The following is a 3,764-nucleotide window of genomic DNA, read 5'->3' on the forward strand; positions in this document are numbered from 1 at the left end:
AGCCAGCCGCCGCCGACCAGCCTCCCGGCCACTTCCCCACCCCCACCCCCGCCCACGCCCCCCATTGCAGGGGTCCGGGGGGATCATCCCCCCGGTGGGGTCCGGGGCAAAGCCCCGGCGGGGTCCGGGGCAGCGCCCCGGCAGGGTTCGGGGCAGCGCCCCGATTCTCTTCTGCCTTTCTCCCCTACTCGTCCTTGTACACAATCGTCCCGACATGCTCGCCGTCGAGCGCGGCCAGGATGTGCTCGGGGTGGCGCAGGGCGTCGATGACCTGGAACTGCTTGATGCACTTGCTGTGCTTGAGGAACCGCAGCACCGGCCGTTCCACGATGAGATCGTCGAGGTCGAGGGCCGTCAGTTCGGAAACCGAGATGCGGCCGTAGTATTCGAGCTTTTCGAAGTCTTTGGCTTTCTTGGGATCTTCGCTGTACAGGCCCTTTTCGTCCTTGAGGTAGATAAGCGATTTGGCCCCGATATTTTCAGCCAGCAGGAACGCGCCGGAGTCGGTGCGGTGCGGCGGGATCATGCCTTCCTCGGCCGGATGTTCGAAAAAGCCGTAGGGCGGAATGCCCGGGGTGATGGGCAGGTAGCCGAGCTGGCAGAACATGGTGAGCTGTTCGAGGTGGTCGCCGTGGCCGATGCGCACGCCGCCGTGTTTGGCCAAAAGGACCGAGAGGATCTCGGCGTTTTGCGAGGCCACCTTGTCGCCGAGCTTGGACAGGACGCCGGTGGGCATCCCGAGTTCCAGGCCGATGTTGTAGATATGCCGGGCCCGGGTGCCGCCGCCGGTCATGAGGATGATCTTGTGCTGTTCCTTGGCCTTGAGCAGTTCGTCGAGGATGGGGAGCAGCGCCTTGGCTCCCCGGTCCATGATGGACTGGCCGCCGATTTTGAGCACATTGACGTCCGGGTGCATCCGAAACACTTCCCGCTGTCCCTGGGTGGCCAAAAGCGCCCGGCTGACCAGGGATTCGCCCATGAGCGGGGATTCGATATGCAGGCGTCCGCCTTCCTGTTGTTCCTTGATGAGCTTGCCCATTGCGCCCTCTCTATTCGATTTTTTTGAATATAAGACTCAAGTCTGTATATCCTTCAAGAGCATAGGGCGCAAGCGGGGACAGGGACGATTGGGTGAAATCAGTGGGCTAAGGCCATGGCGTAGAGCCGGGCCAGCATGGCCTGGGGCAGGCTGGCGTTCCACAGGCCCAGGGCATGGGCAGCGAGGTAGGCCAGGGCGAAGACGCTGCACGCGCCAGCGGCCGTGGTCCACCAGGGGACGGGAGTGCCGGCGAAGACGAAGCGCACGGCGCTCTCCCGGCGCGGGCAGGCCAGGACGCAGGAGGCGCAGGCGGTGCAGTCCATGGGCCGGGGGCTGGCGTCGATGGGAATGTCCATGGGGCACACCGTACGGCAGCGACCGCAGCCGGTGCAGGCCGCAGCATCCCGGCGAAGGGCCGTGGGACCGATCTTGGCCAAAAGGCCGAGCAGCGCGCCGTAGGGGCACAGCCAGCGGCAAAAGGAACCGCGAAAGATGAGCCCGAGCAGGGCCAGTCCGGCCAGGACGAGCAGGGCCGTGGCGCTTGGGCTGGCGAAAAAGAGCAGCATCCGGGCGTCGGCAGTGATGTTGTAGGAGGAGCGCAGGAAGGCGTCGACGGCCGCGAGGTCCATACCGAAAAAGGTGGTGAAGAGGAAAAAGGCCAGGAGCAGGTATTTGGGCAGGCCGAGAACGACGCCAAGGCGCACACCGACGCTGCGGGCCAGTTGCAGGCGCTGGCCCAGGCGGCCCAGGCGCACGGTCAGGAAGCCGACCGGGCAGATGTGGCCGCAAAAGGCCTTGCGAAACACCAGAGCCATGGCGATGGCGGCCAGCAGAATCCACAGGCCGGCCGGATGCACCGGATCGAAGGACCCGGTGGCCAGCAGGCGGCGCAAGCCCAGGAGGGCGCTTATGGGCAAAAAGCCTTCCACCCCGGCCGGCCGGGACACGGCCTCGGCCGTGCCGGCCACGGCAGCCAGACAGAAGCGGACGAACTGCACGCCGACCGCCAGGGTGGCGACAAAGAAAAACCATTGGGGCAGGCGCACAAGGGCCTTGGGCGAGAGGTGGTACGACATGGAAAAACCTTGGAGGATGTGGTTTGCGGCAGGGATGGATTCGTTGTGCCCTGGTTACAACGGGCAGCAGTTCGTGCGGGAAACTTCCGTACGCCGGGATGCCCCTCCGGTAGGAAAGGAGCCCTTTCCCCGGCGACCGCCTAGCAGGGCAGGTGGTCGGGCAGGATGCGGCGCAGGGTATTCCAGAGATCGTCGGTGGTAAAGGGCTTGGTCAGGTAGGAGCTGACCTTGGCGGCGTCGGCCTCGGCCATATTGGCGGCCATGGCCTCGGCCGTGACCATGACAAAGGGCGTGTCGGCCAATGCGCCGTCGCCCCGGACCCGACGCAGGAGGTCGATGCCCTTCATGCGGGGCATGTTCCAGTCGGAGATGATGCAGTCGACCGGCTCTGCGGCCAACAGTTCCAGGGCCTGCTTGCCGTCGCAGGCCTCCAGGACCTCGGCCCTGTCGTGTCCGAGCATCTTGCGGATGATCCCCCGCATGACCTTGGAGTCATCGACAACCAGAACCCGAAGCCGCTTATCCATGCCACCCGCCAGTTATACCGTGATGAAGTTGTCCTTGAAACGACACCGGGCACTTTTGAGTGTTTTGCCAAAAAAAGCAAGCCCAACCATCACCGCAGTGCCCGGGTGCGTTCTGGCCGGGCACTGCATACATGGCATCCGATACGAGTCGCGCGCCGCATGGCCGAAACCGGCATCAACCGGCCGGGGCCACGGACACCTTGCACTTTTTCAGATACATGCAGGGGTTGTAGGAGAGCTTTGCCTTGCGCAGCCCTTCGTCGCCCAGATCCTGCTCGCGGTTGACCAGGGCATAGGGCTGTCCGGCATCGGCCAGAAAGAACTGGTTGATGGCCTGGTAGACGCCCTTGAAACCGGGACGCCCCTTCTCGAAATGGATGACCAGCATCTCCGGGGTAAGCGCCTCGGCCACGGTGTAGGCGATCATTTCGCCGTCCACCCGGATGGCCCCGCCGATCATGCCGGGCATCCGGTCCCAGCTCTGGAGCACCCGCACGATGGCCTGATTCTCGGCCAAGAGCGCCCCGGATTCCTCGGGATCGCGCCAGGCAAACCACTGGCGCTGCAATTCCAGGGTCTCTTCCACACAGTCCGGCGTCAGGGCCTTGTATTCGAAGTCGTAGGTCCGCTGAAATTGGCTGAGCAGATTCTTTTTCTTGTGGAACTTGTTGCCGCGCAATTCCACCAGTTCCGGCACGCTGTAGACGTAGTCGTCGTGGTCGCGGGCCTCTTCGGTACGCACCCGGTCCGGCATGGCTTCGGAGAGGATCTCGCACAGCCGCTCCGGCACCCGGATGAAATCCAGGCCCTGGGCCAGACACGGGCAGGCGCTCCAGTCCACGTCGGACCACGGCCCGACCGGCGCCCAGAAGACCTCATAGGGTTTGGTTTGCAAAATCCACACATGGCTTTCGCCAAACCGCCACGACAGGCCGTATTCCTCGGCCCAGCCCCAGAGGTTGCCGAAGCTGTAGTCCGACACCTTCTGCGGGCACATGGCCAGCCGTTCCAGATATTCGTCGCGCCGGGCGAGCGAAATCGCTTCAAATCCGTCTCGCATCTCACTTCCTCGTCTTGCCGCCACCCATGCCGAAACGCGCCCAATCAGCGTAACGGTACACC

Annotated in this window: 4 protein-coding genes; all 4 read right to left on the reverse strand. The window is 64.2% G+C overall.

From position 1 onward, the window contains the following. Positions 1 to 184 precede the first annotated feature (184 nt). The 4 genes from DVDV_RS21495 to DVDV_RS21510 all read right to left on the reverse strand — a co-directional run bounded on the left by DVDV_RS21495 (position 185) and on the right by DVDV_RS21510 (position 3,702). Entirely contained in the window at positions 185 to 1,039 is an 855-nt protein-coding gene (locus DVDV_RS21495) for a uridine kinase (protein WP_075356607.1), read from the reverse strand. A gap of 98 nt (positions 1,040 to 1,137) precedes the next feature. Further along, positions 1,138 to 2,115, reverse strand: coding sequence for a 4Fe-4S binding protein (locus DVDV_RS21500; RefSeq protein WP_075356608.1), 978 nt, complete (start codon positions 2,113 to 2,115; stop codon positions 1,138 to 1,140). Positions 2,116 to 2,255: 140 nt separating this feature from the next. Next, complete coding sequence (locus DVDV_RS21505; RefSeq protein WP_075356609.1) at positions 2,256 to 2,642, reverse strand: response regulator; 387 nt, start codon at positions 2,640 to 2,642, stop codon at positions 2,256 to 2,258. 175 nt (positions 2,643 to 2,817) lie between these two features. Further along, complete coding sequence (locus tag DVDV_RS21510) at positions 2,818 to 3,702, reverse strand: DUF2156 domain-containing protein (RefSeq protein WP_075356610.1); 885 nt, start codon at positions 3,700 to 3,702, stop codon at positions 2,818 to 2,820. Positions 3,703 to 3,764: the final 62 nt, after the last annotated feature.

The organism is Desulfovibrio sp. DV (assembly GCF_001936595.1).
GTDB lineage: Bacteria > Desulfobacterota > Desulfovibrionia > Desulfovibrionales > Desulfovibrionaceae > Solidesulfovibrio.